This window comes from Mesorhizobium sp. WSM4848, assembly GCF_055811375.1.
Genome location: NZ_JBVVPX010000002.1, coordinates 212,709 through 228,682 on the forward strand (window position 1 = coordinate 212,709; position 15,974 = coordinate 228,682).

14 protein-coding genes are annotated in these 15,974 nt (G+C 57.7%); 12 read left to right on the plus strand and 2 right to left on the minus strand.

All coding sequences use genetic code 11. The features are described 5' to 3' along the window. Nucleotides 1–480 precede the first annotated feature (480 nt). Complete coding sequence (locus AC0L16_RS03405; RefSeq protein ID WP_473618987.1) at nucleotides 481–786, plus strand: hypothetical protein; 306 nt, start codon at nucleotides 481–483, stop codon at nucleotides 784–786. Between the two features lie 577 nt (nucleotides 787–1,363). Here the strand turns inward: AC0L16_RS03405 and AC0L16_RS03410 are convergent. Continuing rightward, nucleotides 1,364–1,666: a hypothetical protein gene (locus AC0L16_RS03410; protein WP_143744785.1), complete on the minus strand. Its 303-nt coding sequence runs from the start codon at nucleotides 1,664–1,666 to the stop codon at nucleotides 1,364–1,366. Between the two features lie 228 nt (nucleotides 1,667–1,894). On the opposite strand from AC0L16_RS03410, the gene AC0L16_RS03415 reads away from it, so the two are divergent. The 11 genes from AC0L16_RS03415 (at nucleotide 1,895) to AC0L16_RS03465 (ending at nucleotide 14,385) form a co-directional block, all read left to right on the plus strand. Next, nucleotides 1,895–3,037, plus strand: a complete 1,143-nt coding sequence (locus AC0L16_RS03415) for a helix-turn-helix domain-containing protein (protein ID WP_473618989.1) — start codon at nucleotides 1,895–1,897, stop codon at nucleotides 3,035–3,037. 220 nt (nucleotides 3,038–3,257) lie between these two features. Next, nucleotides 3,258–5,075, plus strand: coding sequence for a putative bifunctional diguanylate cyclase/phosphodiesterase (locus tag AC0L16_RS03420; RefSeq protein WP_473618990.1), 1,818 nt, complete (start codon nucleotides 3,258–3,260; stop codon nucleotides 5,073–5,075). A 154-nt stretch (nucleotides 5,076–5,229) separates the two neighbouring features. Next, nucleotides 5,230–5,772, plus strand: coding sequence for a ubiquinone biosynthesis methyltransferase UbiE (locus AC0L16_RS03425; protein WP_473618991.1), 543 nt, complete (start codon nucleotides 5,230–5,232; stop codon nucleotides 5,770–5,772). Beyond that, nucleotides 5,769–6,947, plus strand: coding sequence for a methyltransferase domain-containing protein (locus AC0L16_RS03430; RefSeq protein WP_473618992.1), 1,179 nt, complete (start codon nucleotides 5,769–5,771; stop codon nucleotides 6,945–6,947). Before AC0L16_RS03425 ends, AC0L16_RS03430 begins: the two co-directional genes overlap by 4 nt. Then, nucleotides 6,944–9,328, plus strand: a complete 2,385-nt coding sequence (locus AC0L16_RS03435; protein ID WP_473618994.1) for a SpoIIE family protein phosphatase — start codon at nucleotides 6,944–6,946, stop codon at nucleotides 9,326–9,328. Before AC0L16_RS03430 ends, AC0L16_RS03435 begins: the two co-directional genes overlap by 4 nt. 2 nt (nucleotides 9,329–9,330) lie before the next feature. Next, nucleotides 9,331–9,891: a slr1658 superfamily regulator gene (locus AC0L16_RS03440; protein ID WP_292548292.1), complete on the plus strand. Its 561-nt coding sequence runs from the start codon at nucleotides 9,331–9,333 to the stop codon at nucleotides 9,889–9,891. A gap of 18 nt (nucleotides 9,892–9,909) precedes the next feature. After that, the gene (locus AC0L16_RS03445) at nucleotides 9,910–10,248 is read left to right on the plus strand and encodes a slr1659 superfamily regulator (protein WP_077383364.1); all 339 of its coding nucleotides are present in this window, start codon (nucleotides 9,910–9,912) and stop codon (nucleotides 10,246–10,248) included. Nucleotides 10,249–10,662: 414 nt separating this feature from the next. Continuing rightward, nucleotides 10,663–11,250, plus strand: coding sequence for an ATP-dependent DNA ligase (locus AC0L16_RS03450; RefSeq protein ID WP_473618995.1), 588 nt, complete (start codon nucleotides 10,663–10,665; stop codon nucleotides 11,248–11,250). A gap of 266 nt (nucleotides 11,251–11,516) precedes the next feature. Next, nucleotides 11,517–11,735 carry a DUF3072 domain-containing protein gene (locus AC0L16_RS03455; RefSeq protein WP_091591041.1) on the plus strand — a complete coding sequence of 73 codons (219 nt, stop codon included), beginning with the start codon at nucleotides 11,517–11,519 and terminating at the stop codon, nucleotides 11,733–11,735. A gap of 235 nt (nucleotides 11,736–11,970) precedes the next feature. Continuing rightward, the gene (locus AC0L16_RS03460; RefSeq protein WP_473618997.1) at nucleotides 11,971–13,431 is read left to right on the plus strand and encodes a phospholipase D-like domain-containing protein; all 1,461 of its coding nucleotides are present in this window, start codon (nucleotides 11,971–11,973) and stop codon (nucleotides 13,429–13,431) included. 153 nt (nucleotides 13,432–13,584) lie between these two features. Continuing rightward, nucleotides 13,585–14,385 (plus strand): endonuclease/exonuclease/phosphatase family protein, encoded by an 801-nt coding sequence (locus AC0L16_RS03465; RefSeq protein WP_473618998.1) that lies wholly within the window; start codon nucleotides 13,585–13,587, stop codon nucleotides 14,383–14,385. Nucleotides 14,386–15,557: 1,172 nt separating this feature from the next. Here AC0L16_RS03465 and AC0L16_RS03470 read toward each other — a convergent pair. Next, a complete protein-coding gene (locus AC0L16_RS03470; protein WP_123151893.1) occupies nucleotides 15,558–15,842 on the minus strand; it encodes a PilZ domain-containing protein in 285 nt (94 codons plus the stop codon). Nucleotides 15,843–15,974: the final 132 nt, after the last annotated feature.

Consider the following 15,974-nt stretch of genomic DNA (forward strand, 5'->3'; position numbering starts at 1 on the left):
TGTCGCTTGCGACCGGCGTCTGGTTCTCTGGAGATCTCTTAGAAAAGCGATGTCAGGCACGCGGGCGCAGAAGCGTCCGAGCCCGACGGGCTCAGCGTTCGCGGATGACCCGTCCGATGCGGTACGACGCGCGAAGCACGGCAGCGAAACCAGCGAGGCCCCATCGCGGCCTTGTCGCGTTTTCGAAAATGCTCATGGTCCATTTCTTCGTGTAGGTTGCGATTGTTGGCCGGATCGGGGACCGGATGTCATCCAAATCCATCCATGCGAGTCCGGTCGCCACCAGGTGCCGCAGATCCGCGGATCAGAGCCGCGCCTCGAGGATCAAGTTGAACGGCGTCGCGAAAACGCGGCGGAAGCGGCTGAAGCCGGCTTTTCCTTTGCCCAGAAAACGCCATACAAGGGGAAGGCCGGCGCCGCTTGGGGGGCGTTGGGGTAGAATGCCTGCAGGGCGCCGGCCTCGCGGATTGGGGTCCGCCATTGGATAGTATCAAATTTGGCGATTCGAGTAATTGCGTGATCGCGGAATGTGAGGAGGCGGTCGACGACGTACAGTCCTTGCATCATCACCGTCTTGCACAGAGCCATCGTTTTTATCTGCCGGGCTTTCTAACCGGCCAGTTGCCGGTCGGCCATTTCTTTAGCGAGGCTCACCAGGGCATCGACCCTTTTGCATCTGGTCCGCGTCACCGCTATTGGCAACGCGTTTCCGGATCGTCTTATCGCAATGTCCCTTGGGCGGCTAATAGCCTGTACTTTTCGAAGATCGCCAGCTTCTGCGGATAGGTGATCCGTACCTTGGCGTTGCACCCGTCGCATCTGAAATGCGCGATCGTTCTTAGCGCAGAGCCCTTCCTTACCGCCGGATGCAAGCAATTCGGACAATCGAATGTGAGCGCAACATCAGACAAATCTTGGGCTAGACCCATTTCCATCTCCTTCGCAAGCGCTGTGGCTACAACTCTGGCGGGCCTCAATGGGGCAATGCAGACGCCAATCCGGCTGCGCCAACGCGGGACAATTCGCCTCGGAACGCCGCCAAGCTAGTGCGCCTTCTCTGCGCCCCTCGAAAGACGAAGAGACCTAACTTCATCCAGCAGTTCGCGCTCCTTGGTAGTAATGTTTCGGAAGATTGCGACAATCGCCACCGCTAAGGCCTCGGCATCCCGGCTTGAAGAGTCGATGTGTTCATCTGCGCAAACCTGATCGAACACGCGTTCGCAAAGAGCCAGATCATGAGGGCTGAGGCAGGTGCGATTGGAACGCCGACGCAGCATCTGTGCGAACCTTTCAGGGCCCGTTGCCCATGTTTGCGGCGGGCTTTTTTTGCCGATGAACCGCTGAGGCGTGTATTGGAATAGGTTTACTCGCTGACCGACGATGGGCCTTTCAATAGTCCCAAAATCAGCGCGCACTCGCGAGCTCTATACTGTCCAGCAATCATAAGTTGTCGGTAATCTCGCAGTTTTTGTTCTGGGACATGAAATCCTCGCCGAAATTCCGCCGCCTCTTTCGGAGTTCGAGTGCAACCGAGTTTACTGGCGGTGACTTTCAAACTCGCCAGTGAGCATCCGACCTTGGCTGCAATATCTTTCAAAGGTTCGTTATTAAAATATCCATCAAGAATTATCTTGCGACGAGCTTCAGATTTGAGCTTTGCGTTCATTCGTTGTCTCCTCAACTACGCTTTCACCGTGCCAGACTCTATACGCGCCAGGTTGAAGAGTGTCGTTATCGTCGCATCCAGAAACTTATCTCGGAATGCATTTCTTGCTGTAACCCAGCGTGATGGCGCTCTGTGGACTCGCGTTCCGCTGGTCTTGCCAGATGCCTGTGATACACCACATGATTGAGGTGGAGATGGGCATACCGGAATCGGATACGGCACTACACGATGGACGCTAAGAGGCAGGACAAGGCGCTTGCGAGGCAGGCGACTGAGCGCGATCGACGTCGTTGGCCGCGCGAAGCTCAACCTTACAATGAGGCTGCCCCGTCACTTGCGCCGGCGCTCGAACCTTTGCACTTTTCGACGCTCGAACTGGCGCCAGAGGATCAATTTGTCGCCTGGCAGGCGCATATGGCTCCGCTTGTCGAGATCAAGTTGCCGGATGACAAATCGCTCGACGATGGCTTTCCCGCCGACCACACGGCTTGGAACCTCGGCGGCATGCTGATCGTTCAACAGCGCGCACCGGCACATAGTTATATGCGTTCTGCTGCGAAGCTTCGATCCAGCTCGATCGATCACTGGTATATCGCTGTGCCGTATACTGGCCGGTCGTGGACGGAGGTCGATCGTCGCGTAGCGGAAAACCAGCCGGGCAAATTGGAGATTAGATCGCTTGGCTACCCGTTTCGCGGGAGGGCAACGGAATCCCAAAGTCTCTTTCTCTATTTGCCGCGTGATTTGTTCGCCGATGCGGCGGCGACCCTGGACGCAAAGAATAATTCAATTCTGTCCGGCAACTTTGCCGACCTTTTGCTCGACTACCTCAACAACATCGAAGCAAGACTGCGCAGTCTCACGGCTGACGATCTGCCCCGCATCGTGCACGCAACACGCAGCATGATCATTGCCTGCCTCTCGCCCCCGGCAGAACATGCCGCGGCCACTGAACAATTGGTGAGTGTCGCGCTGATGGAGCGAGCCCGTCGATATGTCCACAACAATCTGGATGCGGCTCATCTGACGCCGGATTCAATGTGCCGGGCGCTCGGCGTCTCGCGCACTCGTCTTTATCAGTTGTTCGAACCGAGCGGTGGTGTTCTCCACTACATACAAAGTCGCCGACTTCTGGCAGCCCATGTTGCGCTTAGCGATCCGGCGGACAGCCGGCGCATTGTCAATATTGCCGAAGCCGTCGGGTTTAGTTCAGCGGCTAATTTCAGCCGAGCTTTTAGCAAGGAATTCGGCTACAGCCCCCGCGAAGTCCGAAGCTCCGTGGTGTTGCCGCGCCCCGCCCACTCTGTTTCGCATGCCGGACACGAAGAGGCCTCTTCCTTTGAACATTGGCTCAAAGCGCTCGGAAGCTGAGTACAAGATCGGGGATGGTTGAAGTGGGGCGGGCTTAAAACAGGGCGGGGAAGATCAGCCGCCTCATGGACCAGAATATTTTCGTGTCGCGTTCACCGCGCCATCAATTATAGCCAATCCCCGATTTATTAACCGACTGTTCATCGATGTCGCCGCCCATCACAGCGGAGCATACATTGCAACTACGCAGCATAAGACACTTGTTGAGACTGCGAGTCGTATGTTTGCCAAGCTTGGCGGTTATGCTATTTCTGGGCTGGGGGACGTGGATTCTCACCGGCTATGGAGGTGGCTATTGCACCCGGAGGCATCAGCCGTCGGCACGGAGAGTGAGGGGCCTTCCTCAAGCGATGCACCACATCCCGGCGAAGCGCTGCTCGCTGACCTTTTGGCGAACACGACCGAACTTTTGTCGTTCTATGATCGCGACTTCTGTCTGACGCACTACGCAACCAAGCTCAAAGCCGTATATGGAGGCGCGGTGGTGCCAGGTGCCGCCGTTTGGGAGATCTACCCGAGCTTCCTCGATGCGAGGTATCGCGACGAATTTCTTCGTGTGTTCCACGGCGGCTCACCGGCAAGCATCGATTTGCCGCGATCATCGGGCGAAGCGCCGCGGTCCGCTTTCGTTTTCGCGACCTCAAATGGTGTGGGAATCATTGAATCACGGGGGCGCGATGGCCGGAGCGTAGTGGAGGAGCAAGAGCATGTAATTCTGCTCCATCAGGCGACGCACGACGTGCTGACCGGACTGCAGAATCGGCGGCGATTCGGCGAGCGGCTGCAGCAAGCAATGGCGGCCCTCGGCGGATCAAAGCCGAAAGCCGCCCTTCTGCAAATCGACCTTGACGATTTCAAAGCGGTCAACGACACGCTCGGCCATGGAGCAGGCGACACTCTTCTTCAACTCGCGGCGGGTCGTATTCGCGACGCGCTGCAGGACGGCGAATCCGCATACCGGTATGCCGGCGATGAGTTCGCTGTCATCCAATTGGGAAAGGAGCAGCCGGCAGAGGCTGAGCGCCTCGCCGGATCGCTGGTCGACGCGTTCAAGAAACCGTTCGTCATTAACGGCATTCCCGTCTTCGTCGGCTCGAGTATCGGAATTGCTTTCGGGCCGGAGCACGGGACCGATGGCGAACAGTTGATGAAAGCCGCTGACATTGCACTTTATGCGGCCAAGACAGATGGACGCGGCTGCGCTCGAACATTCAACCGTTCGATGCTGCTTTTGCTCGAGCAACGCGAGAATCTGAGGCGCAGCCTTCGAACCGCGCTGGAGCGGGGCGAGCTTTATCTGGAGTATCAGCCGCTCATCCGGCCTCCCTCGTCGGTGATGGGTTTCGAAGCGCTGCTGCGGTGGCGGCACCCCGAGGTTGGAACCATTCCACCCAACGTGTTCATACCGATCGCCGAAGCCGACGGTCTGATGGACGAGATTGGGCGATGGGTGCTCGAGGAAGCCTGTCGCCAGGCATTGACCTGGCCTTCCTCGCTGACAGTCGCAGTGAACCTGTCGCCGGCTCAGTTCCTTAGCGGTTCGCTGACGGACACGGTCGCTCAGATCATCGACGCAGTTGGAATCGAAGCCGACAGACTTGAACTCGAAATAACCGAGACGGTCCTGCTTGAAAAGACGATCGACAATATCGACACGTTGAACACTCTGAACGTTTTGGGAATACGAATCTCGCTCGACGATTTTGGGACGTACTATTCATCGCTAAGCTACCTTAAAAACTTTCCTTTCGATACTTTGAAGATAGATCGGTACTTTATTGCGGACCTGGAGACCGATCTCAAAAGCCAAACGATCGTGCGATCGATCATGGCTCTGGCGCACGGCCTGGGGATAAATGTCACTGCCGAGGGGGTCGAGACGTCGGCACAGGCACGGTGGCTGATCAAGGAGAATTGCGATTGCCTGCAAGGCAACTTCCTGGGAAAGCCGCTTGGAGCCGAGGCGATCAGCGATTTCATCAGGCGGTCCCCGCTGAGGGTGGTACGGGCGATGGAGCAATCAAATCGGGCGCACTAGCGCCTTTCACCCTTTGTTAACGATAAAGTGGAGATTTGTAGAACGATCGAGGCAGATACCGCGCAATTCTTCGAGTCGGTGCGAGACTGACTCATCACGGGCGCGGTGAAATTTTTCGTCGCGGAGGCCATCACCCCGCGAGGGCTCAATACTGATGGAACAAGTGAGGATGCCGATGGGAACTGTTCATCATGACCTGGCTGGCGAGCCGACTTTTGAGCCGATGATTCAGATCGACATAGAAATCAAAGCTTTTGTCTCCGCTTGGAAACATTGCGATTATATCTCGACATACATGGCCCGGATGATCAGTCAAAACAGGTCAGACTCGGTCCATCATTCAAATCTCTTTTCCTCTGCCTTCAACGAATTGCTGGAAGTCGCCTTTCGTACGCGCCATGCCGACGGCGAACTGGCATGCAGGGTGTCACGCCATGGCGCGACGGATAGGATCGAGTTGACACTTCCTTGCGTGCCGGAGGAGCGCCAATTCTACGAAGAAGCCGTGGCGCAAGTCGCAGGAACAGAAACCAGAGAGCGATACCTCAATTCGGTGTCTGGGGATCTCGCGCCCAGCCGCGAGGTCGTACTCCTGGAACTGGCTGTCGACTACAACGCGACACTCCGGATCGAGGAAGCCGACGGCGATGCAATCAAGCTTGTCGTCGATCTTCCGCTCGAGGGTTTGCAAAATTGAGCCCTTACGACCTTCTCCCGCGCTTCAGGGCGCAATACGACGCCAACAGCCAGGAGTTCTCCTTATCGGGAGTGGTCCGCCCTCAGGCGATCGATGAGCTTGGGCCCAGCATAGCATTGCTTCGTGATGCGATCGGCCGTGTGCGCGGCGTTCTCTACGTCAATGTCAGGCGCCTGACGCAGATGAACAATGCTGCGTTTCACAGCTTTTCGAGGATTATCATTGACGCTTGTCGCGCTCGACCCGATCTCAAATTCGTCGTCATCACGTCAAGCGTCGTCGGATGGACCTCGCGAAAATTCGGTCGCCTGAGCGGAATCGAACCGAACATCATCGTCGAGGAGTATGACAGCGAATTCTATCCGGGGCAGGGCTTCCTCGAGGAAGGCGGATTCGTACCGATCCTGCGCACTCAGACAAAGATGACATGGCGCCATGAGCGCGCAATCCTGCCGCGGCACGGCATGAGGCCTGGGATCGTCATGGCCGACATCTGCTGCGGCATAGGTGATTTCGCCGTACTCGTGCAGAAGGAGTTCCAGCCATCGCGGATCGTCGCCCTCGACCACTCCAGGTCGAGCCTCGCCTATGCGCGAAACGTGGCTGCGGAGTTCGATATCAAGGGCATCGAGTACACTTATGGCGATGCATCAGAAATGCTGCTCGAGGAAAATCAGTTCGACCTCGTCACGTGCCGCCATTCGCTGCAGGTGTTCAACAAGCCCGAACTGATCCTCAGGGAACTGTTTCGCATCTGCAAGCCGGGCGGACGTGTCTACATCACCAATGAAAAAAATTCGCACTGCCTGGGCGAACCACGCGCCGACAGCATCCAATGGACCTATAACGAGGTCGCCAAGCTGTGGGCGCACTTCCAGATGGATATTGAGCTCGGCCCGAAGAGCAAACGCTACCTGACCGAAGCGGGGCTCGAAGACATTCGGGTCGAGTCCTTCATGGTCACCAACCACGACGGCGATCCACAGGACTTCGCGGACGTCATAGCGGCATGGGAGAATGTTTATGCAGGCGAGATGGCTACCAAGCGAGGTGACACACCGGCGTTTATCAGGCGGTTCCGACAGGGCTTCCAGGACCACATCTTCGCTGCGCTCCACCCCAAGGGTTATGCCGGCTGGCCGATCTGGGTTGCATCGGGACGCAAGCCGCTATGACCGATTTGGATGCAACACCGTCCAGACCCTGGCCTGTCCTCCGGCTTAACAGCTTCCGCGCTAAATTCTTGATCGTTGTGGGTGGGGCGGTGCTGTTCGACCTCCTCGTCGGCGGCGGCGTCGCGCTGTGGAATGTGAACCGGCTTTCTCGGGACGCCACGCACCAGATCGAGAGCGGCCTCACCAAGGCAAGCCAGGAATACCTCCAGAACTATATCGAGACGACGGCGCTGCGCGCCGATCTCCTGTTCGGCAGCATGCACTCCGAGGTGACCGCGCTTGCAGCCTCCATGCAGAGACTAATAGATTATCCAGCAGCAAAAGATGCGATCGGCAAGGCGTTGGCGAACAACCCCTATTTCAATGCGCCGCTTGCATATGACGCCACGGGAAACTGGTTACAGACCCGGCAAGGGTCAACTTCTGTCATGAGTGTCTGGGGATACCTCCTCGCCGCTGATCATCAACCGAAGCCCGAAATTCTCCGCGACATTCAGGAGAGTGCGATCTTCGATATTTTTGGCACAAGCCAGATGTCAACTGGCACCAAGAAGCTGCAGGTCTACTACGTAGGGCCGAAGTCAGGGCCGATCATGCGCACAATTCCTTATTCCGATCAGGCGCAGACCTTCGACAAGCTTTATCCAGGCCACGACAAAGCGAATTTCTGGGATTTCTTCTTTCCTGGCGTCTATGAAGGCTGGGAAGGCTGGCTCAGGGAGCCCGATTCGCGCCCCGTAAAGGGCGATGACATCACTGCGACTGCTCCTTATATCGACGCGATTACCGGCAAGCTCATAGTGAGCTTCTTCCACCCACTCTGGACGAAAGACCGCAGCAATGTCGCCGGCATGGTCGCTGCCGACGTTACGCTCGATCAACTCGCTGACATCGTCGAAAGCGTGAAGGTCGCCGATACGGGCTTCGGTTTTCTCACCATGTCGAACGGCAATGTGCTTGCGATCAAGCCTGAAGGCGAGAAAATGCTCGGGCTCAAGATCGCAAGTGGTGCGGCAGGTCAAGGCGTTACCGGCCTCGATCGCTCGCTCAAAAAGAGTACGCACGCGACTGTCGCAGCGCTCGAACTTCCCGCCGACGACAAGACAGTCATCAAGCACATTTCAATTGAGGAAAACCGCAAAGCCGAACCGTACATCGTCGCACTTCGCCGACTAGACCCAGTCAATCTCTGGAATAGCACGGGGTCCATCACGGCCGAAACTCTGATGCTTGGCTTCGTCGTCCCCGAACGGGAAATTTATGCTTCCCTCCTTGCAGCGCAGCAGAGCATTTCCAGCGCAACCAACCGGATCCTGATCACCCAGGTCATCGCAGTTATCGTTTCGCTCCTGATCGTCTTTGCGGCTGTCTTCGGAATTTCAAAGCGGATCACTGCAGGCCTCAGTGCGCTTGCCGGGGCCGCCAAGCGGTTGCAGGCGAAAGACTATTCAGTCCGGGTAAGCATTCCGACGCGCGACGAGGTTGGAGCGGTGGGGGTCGCTTTCAACCGGATGGCTGAGCAGATCAGCTTTCACACGGAAAACCTCGAGCAGCTCGTCGACGAACGAACCAGGGAGCTCGGGGACGCCAACCAGGAGATTTCGGCGCTCAACGAAAAGCTGCGAGACGAGAACGTACGCCTCGGTGCCGAGCTCGCGGTTGCCAGGCAGATCCAGATGATGGTCCTGCCGAAACAATTCGAACTCGAAGCGATTCCTGGGCTGGAGATCGCAGCCTACATGCGTCCGGCTGACGAGGTTGGCGGCGACTACTATGACGTCCTGCAGAACGGGTCAAGGGTCAAGATCGGCATCGGCGACGTGACCGGTCATGGTCTTGAGAGCGGCGTGCTGATGCTGATGGTCCAATCCGTTGCACGCGCGCTGCAGGAGACCGACGAAGCGAATCCGCACCAGTTTCTGGATCGGCTGAACAGAGCGATCTACAAGAACATCGAGCGGACGAACACCGACAAGCATCTCTCGCTGGCCTTTCTTGACTTCGAAGATGAGCGGGTAACGCTATCCGGCCAGCATGAGGACGTTCTTGTCGTGCGTGCGGATGGGGAAGTCGAACGTATCGATACGATTGATCTGGGTCTGCCGGTTGGCCTGGAGAATGACATCTCGAAGTTCATTGCCACGCGTGACATCCTGTTTGGAAGCGGCGACGTGATCGTGCTGCACACCGACGGTGTGACCGAGGCGGAAAACCACGAAAGAAAGTTGTTCGGGTTCGAGCGCCTCAGCCAGAGCGTACAAAGACGTCACGGCAGCAGCGCCGAGGACATCAAGACTGGGATCATCGACGATCTGATGGCCCATATCGGGATCCAGAAGATCCACGATGACATCACCCTCGTGATCATAAGGCACACATAGCAATGACAACGCTGTTCGGTACGCCTGACATTGCAATCGGGATCAAGGAGAGCGTCAGTCGCGTACGACTGTTCGACGGACCTCTCGATTTGAGTTGGCGTCATTGTGCCACGACCTCGGACTTCATCGCCGATGTTTTCGCGTTGCGCTTCCGGTCGTCCCGCAATGATTACATGGAAGTGCGGCACAGCATCGGATATCTGGTCAACGAACTCATCGAAAATGCCGTCAAGTTTCGTGCACCGGGCGAGATCCTGATCGAGGCGTCGATGGATTCGGAGTGCTTCAAGCTCAAGGTGTCGAATGACGTCGACGGTAAAATTGCGTCTGGGTTCCAAAACCTCCTGGCGGACATCACGGCTGGCGACCCAGTGGACCTGCTGATACAGCGAATTGAGCTGAATGCCGCGAACCCCGAGGTGACAGGCTCCGGACTCGGATTGCTGACGTTGATGAGCGACTACGGCGCACGCCTGGCTTGGATATTCAGCGCCGCCGACGAAAGCGATCGGATTTGCGTGGAGACATATGCCTCTATTCCGATCTCGCAAATTCACAACTAAATGAAGCGAAGCCAGGCTATGGAAATCAAGACAGACGACTACCGCGTGTGGACTGAAGGAAGCGAAATTTTCTTCGACGGTGCAATGCGGCTTGCCAGTTCCGACGCCGGTGCGCCTATCACGGCGTTGGCGGCCAGTGTTCTTGCCTCGAATCCCGCTTCCATTACGCTCAATCTGAAGGACCTTCACTTTCTGAACTCTTCCGGCATCAACCTGCTGGCGAAATTTACCATTGAGGTGCGCAAGCATCCCGATGTTCGACTCGTCGTGCGTGGAACGCCCGACATACCCTGGCAGTCGAAATCATTGCCGAATCTGAAGAAGCTGCATCCCGCCGTGGTGCTTTTGTTGGACTGACCAAGGTAGTCCGCAATCAGTGCAATTCTAGGAAAAGTGCGAACGGTTTTTCGTCCGGAATTGCAGTCAAGAAATGAAGAGATAGAGCGGTTCTGCGGTTCCGTGAAATGACGAACCGCTCTAGCCCGGATATCTCACTTCACTAGCCAAGGGCTGCGTAGGCTGGCGGCAATCCCAGACAGCAATAAGCCGGTCGGGAACGAAGAGCGCCGCGCCGAGCAAGATATGTACGCCGGGATAAGTATTAGGACGCAAAGCTAACGACAGATTCGCCTCGTGCGTAGATGCTTGCAATGGCTTGGCGGGGGCTCGGCGGCTTGGCGGGGGCTCGGCACAGGTGGCAGGCATCATGTTGGGGTGATGTCGTGCTGCCTGTGCCGATTAGCCGCCGCTGCGCGGTCAAAGGTGGCGTCATTGAGTAAGCGTGCCAAGGTCAATGGCGGCCGGCTGGAGTTTCTTCCGCCGCAGATCCCGACTCGGGTCGAGCGGCCGCCTGAAGATGAAGGCTGGGTCCACGAGGCCAATCTCGACGGCTATCGAACCCAGATCATCATCGATAATGGTGGCGTGCGTCTTTACAGCAAGAACGGCCGCGACTGGACCACGAAATACTGGCCCATCGCACTAGCCGTCGATCTGCCATGCCGGACTGCCATTGTCGACGGCGAGGTCATTGTTCCCGGCGGGCAGGGCGCTTCAGATTGCCCTGCGCTGGAAGCCGCGATCTGGAACGAGCCGAGCCGGCTGGTGTTCGTCGCTTTCGATATCCTCCATCTCGACGGCCGCGATCTAGGCTCCTTGCCGCTGCTGCAGCGCAAGCACGCGCTATGGCAACTGGTTGAGTCTGGCCTCGGCAAGATCCAATACAGTGAGCACTTCGAGGGCAGTGCGCTGGCGCTCTTCCGCACCGTCGAGAAGATCCGGCTCAATGGAATTATCTCGAAGCGCGCCGACAGCCGCTACAGGAGTGGACTGTCGAACACATGGCTGAAGGCCAAATAATTCGAAGAAGCCGACTCCCGAGTAGGGGGTCGTTTATGAGCCAGTTACGGCTCCAAATGGCCCTGATCGCTGCTCACGGGGCGTCCTCACCGATTTGAGGATCGGGCAAGATTACCACTATATGTATCCACGCTATGAAATAGCCAAGAAGAGATTCGCTCCGCTTGCGCGTAACCGGCCCGCGCGGGCGGACGCGACACGCATACCAATCTGGCGGAACAAATCATGATCATTCTCATTGTGGTGATCATCAAGGGAGATTGATCATGGGCGACCGGCACAACCCAAAAATCGAGGCACCGGCAAATGTCGAAAAGGACCCGGAAGATTGGATCAGCGGAGATGACCCCATGACCCCCGCACAAGCCTCCTATTTGAAAACTTTGGCCGAACAGGCCGACGACCCTGACGCCTATGCTGACGGCCTCAGCAAGGCGGAAGCCTCTAAACGCATTGATGCACTCCGGGAGAAGTTGGGCCTGTAGTGCCCGCTCGTGGCTTTTGGTCTCCAGCGACGGGGAGCCGTTCCATCGAACTAGGCAGTGGCTCTGTCCAGTTTGTTACCGTGGTCTGGGGGCTTGCGGTGCTCTGTATTACGAATTGGGTGACTGCGGCGCAAGCGTGGCGACGCCGAGGGAGATCAGCCCTAAGAGCGGTCGCGGCAGCCGCCGGGAATGAGCTGCATTGCGTTCTGCAACCGCTCGCTGGATAGTCCTGGCGATGTTGCAGACCTTAATGTCTCATTGGCCCCAGGTCCTCGCGGTCATTTCGGTGGTGATGGCGGCCATCGGCATCGTCCACGCCATAATGACGAAGGAAGACGTCCGCGCCGCCACAGGTTGGGTCGGCGTGATGTTCCTGTCGCCATTCCTTGGCGCGATCATCTACGCCGTTGCCGGCATAAACCGCATCCGTCGTGCAACGATCAGCGCCATGCGGCCCCTTTCCAGCGAGGCGGCTTCCGCAAAACATGAGCGCAACATTGCCGCCGAGGAATTGATTGCCGAGCGGTACGGCCAACGCTTCACCGGCCTGAAGACATTGGGCGACAGGGTGGCCCGGCGTGCCCTGACCTCGGGAAACGCGATTGCGATATTGGAGACAGGTGACGAGGCCTATGCCGCAATGTGCCGAGCGATTGATGGCGCTCAACGCACTGTCCTTCTCGAGACCTACATCTTCGACAATGACGATGTCGGGCGGCTTTTCGTGGAATCTCTCGCCGGAGCCGTCCAGCGGGGTGTCAGCGTTCGCGTGCTGATCGATGCCGTCGGGGCGCGTTACTCCGTCCCCAGCATTCTTGGGCGTCTGCGAGAGGCAGGAATCACAGCAGACCTCTTCAACGGCAACATTGTCATGGGCCTGCGTCTTCCCTACGCCAACCTCAGAACGCACCGGAAGATCCTGGTCGTCGATGGCACGATTGCGTTCACCGGCGGGATGAACATCCGAAAGGGATTCTCAGCCGAGTTCGCCGGCTCCTCCAGCGCGAGGGACACGCATTTTCAGGTCACCGGGCCGGTCGTGGCCGACCTTTTTTCGGTTGCCGCCGAAGATTGGCGCTTCGTGAGCGGCGAGCTCCTGAAAGGCGACACCTGGCAAGTGGCCACGCTTCCCGCGGCTCCCGGTCAACCGATGCTGGCGCGGGCGGTTGCATCCGGGCCGGATGCCAGCATCGAAACGAACCACAACTTGCTGATCGGGGCATTTTCCGTCGCCCGCAAATCGATCCGCATCATGTCGCCCTATTTCCTGCCGGATCGGGAACTGATTAGCGCGCTGACGACCGCGGCCAGGCGAGGCGTCGAGATCGACATCGTGGTACCGGCGATGAACAATCTCTTCCTTGTCGACCGGGCGATGACGGCGCAATTCGATCAGGTCCTGAAGCACTATTGCCGCGTATGGCGCACGGAGGGCTCGTTCGATCATTCGAAGCTGCTGTCGGTCGATGGAGTTTGGGCTTTTATAGGATCCTCCAATCTTGATGCCCGGTCCCTGCGGCTGAATTTTGAGATTGATGTAGAGGTTCTTGATGCAGGCTTTGCCGCGGAGATTGAAGCGCGGATCGGATCGGCAATCGCCTCCGCCGCGTCTGTAACGATCGAAACCTTGAGAGCCCGGCCATTCATCGTCCGCCTGTTCGACCGAGTGTTGTGGCTGGGATCGCCCTACCTTTAGAGGCTTTCTCGTTCTGCCGGGGGCAATTCGGGTGACGCAGCCATCGCTCTTTTTGAGCGCCGCATCTCGTCAGGGCAGGAAGCAGCGATTGCAGATCCTGTTTGAGTGAGACAAAGCTAAGTCTTGAAGGTAGTGAGGACGAGCAGCAGACTCATGCAAAGAACTGGACATAGCTTTCCTGCAAGTGTGCTCAAATCCATTCGCGACAGAAAAAAGCAGAAGGCGAAGGCTGCGCCGCCCGAAGGGACACGCCCCGCGGAGACTCTGGTCGCATCTTACAACGTTCACAAATGCGTGGGCGTCGACAGAAAGTTCGATCCCGAACGAATCGGTCGCGTCATCCGGGAAATCGGCCCGGATGTCATTGCGTTGCAGGAAGCAGACAATCGCTTTGGAGATCGTGCCGGCCTTCTGGATCTGCTGCGTCTCGAATTGGAAACAGGCCTGGTGCCGGTGCCGGTGTCCGGAAACGGCAAAGGGCACGGCTGGCACGGCAACGTTCTGCTTTTCAAACGGGGCATCGTTCGCAATGTCCATCAGATAAAGCTCCCGGGGCTGGAGCCGCGCGGAGCCCTGGTTGCCGAAATCGATCTGGACGACAAACGAACTCTGCGCATTATCGCAGCCCATCTCGGCTTGCTGCGCCGATCGCGCTCCGAACAGGCCCGTGTCGTGCTCGAAATCATGAACAGACCGGACGAAAAACCAACACTGCTGCTCGGCGATCTGAACGAATGGCGACTCGGAAACCGTTCCGCGCTGAATACGCTGCACACGACTTTCGGTCCCGCGCCACCGGCGGTCCCCACCTTTCCATCGAGTCTGCCGCTGCTGTCGCTCGACCGGATCATGGCAAATCGACACGGAATGATCTCAAGCGTCGAAGCCCATGACACGCCGCTTTCGCGGGTCGCCTCCGACCATCTACCGCTTATAGGATTCGTTCGCCTATGATGTAGCTGCCCAGCCCCATGGATGGAGATCGGTTCAAAGGGAAGTTCTAGTCCAGACTAAGACTAGCGGAGCGGGGGCGGCCCAGCGGCTTTGGTTGCGGGGGGAGGCCGCTGGGCCTGACCAGCGAGCCTTCGGGGGGCGTGCTCACGTGGCTGGTGAATACGTGAGTTAAAGCTAATGCAATCGAAACATGCGAACGAAGTACGTGTCGGTAATTCCGCTGCGCAGAAGCCATAAGGTGTCCCGCAATGGGTCAATAAGTCTGGCACGGCAGTTGCGTGGTCAGGTATGGGGGAATGGGGCGGAGGCCCGTCGCTTCGCAAATGTAGCGGCGGGTCTTCTGCATAGAGGTCGCGTCCCAGCTACGGTCAGCGCGGTAGCCCCGTACCCGGGCCGCCCAAGGTCAGTGTCCGAAACTCAGGCCTACTTGATCTCCCAGGACGCCTTATGGTTGACCACGCGTCCGATTCGACCGCCAACCGTTTCGTGTAAGCTGAACCGGGGTGTAGGGGGCCTTTCCAGTAATTCCTTTGTACTTTCCTGTGCCCCCGACGATGTAGTGGTTCTGGTTATCGAACGTTGTGAAGACGTTGTCGCCGTCCTTGTCGGTTTCGACACAACTGCCATCGAAGTTAAAATCATCCTTGATCATCGTCCAGTGCCCAAGGCAGTGCACCGACATGTCATGGAACGGGCCATCCCCTTTGACGTTACGCGTGAGACCGGTGAATTCGTCTATTCCCCCTGTGCCAACGCCGCTGTAAAGAGAGCCACTAGCGATGTAATTTTCATGGTAACCCTCCACCGTAGAGCCGGGCTGCCACCCCGGCTGCGTGCCGGGGCAGGCTCGCCAAACATCCAGTATAAGTCCGCGAAACACGTCTAAGCAACATGTCCGCCCGTGTATTCGGGCGTCGAATTCGCGAATTGCGGATCCTGTGGCATGACCGAACGATGCGTTGGGTCGGCTTGGCCGTTGCGCAAAGGGCAGGTTTGGAGAAGCGACGCGAATGACAGGTTATGGCGCTGCCTGTGCGTTCCGATCGGCGACACGGAAGGCAGAAAACCACCTTGAGCTGCCCTACGCGTCGGGTACCAAGCGTTAGGCTTTCACCATTAGGAGATTCTCTCTCCTAACTTCGTCAACTGCTCAGAGGGCGCCATTCAGGGATTTAGCCGTAGTGCCAGTGGGGCTTTGGCTCGGTGCCGGTGAACATGATGCCGATGCGGTCCTCGCGGCGCCAGCGGACCACTGCCTTGTAGGCGATGCCGTCGGTCGGCACGTAGAGCAGGAATTCGTCGGGCACGCGAGCATCGATCGAGACCTTCAGTTCGGCGCCGCCGTCATGCATGTTGCGCACCGTGCACGTGACCTCGGACCTGGTCATGCCGGTCAGGATCGTCGCGCCCTTGAAGACGCGCTGCCTGCGTTTGTCCCGGTGTTCGTCTTCAGCCATCGCGCGCCAATCCCCGGCGATCGTCGCATTTCATGTGGTGCGATCGGCAAGATAACTAGGCCTGCCGGATAAACATAGCGTTATCGTCGGCGGCGAAACGATTTCGCGGTGCCCTGGCCGGACAAAGAACAG